This window comes from Neisseria sp. P0021.S007, assembly GCF_051956855.1.
Genome location: NZ_JBQCXA010000921.1, coordinates 1 through 566 on the forward strand (window position 1 = coordinate 1; position 566 = coordinate 566).

The 566-nt window shown below is 44.3% G+C and carries 1 pseudogene; it reads left to right on the forward strand.

From position 1 onward, the window contains the following. Positions 1 to 566: pseudogene (locus ACTHUR_RS16740) on the forward strand (cytochrome bc complex cytochrome b subunit); the annotation flags it as partial.

The window sequence follows — 566 nt, forward strand, 5'->3', positions numbered from 1 at the left end:
ATGGTATCCCATTCCATCCTTACTACACCGTTAAAGACATCTTGGGCGTCGTTGTATTCCTGATTGTCTTCTGTTCTGTGTTGTTCTTTGCACCTGAAGGCGGCGGCTACTTCCTCGAAGCGCCGAACTTTGATGCAGCGAATGCGCTGAAAACACCTCCGCACATTGCACCGGTATGGTACTTCACTCCGTTCTACGCAATTCTGCGTGCGATTCCTTCGATGGCAGGTACTCAGGTATGGGGTGTAATCGGCATGGGTGCAGCAGTTGTATTGATTGCCTTGTTGCCTTGGCTGGATAAGTCACCTGTAAAATCTGTTCGTTACCGCAACAACTCTTTCAAAGTAATGTTGGCGTTGTTTGTTGTATCTTTTATCGGCTTAGGCATTCTGGGTGCATTGGTAGCAGATGATACTCGTACAGCTTTTGCTCGTGCATTCAGTGCATTCTATTTCTTGTTCTTCATCGGTATGCCTTTGCATACAAACCCTAAATGGTTGGCTGAAAAAGCTGGTGGTATTAAATATTTAATTAGCCTGTTTGTTTATGCAGCTTTAATTATTTAT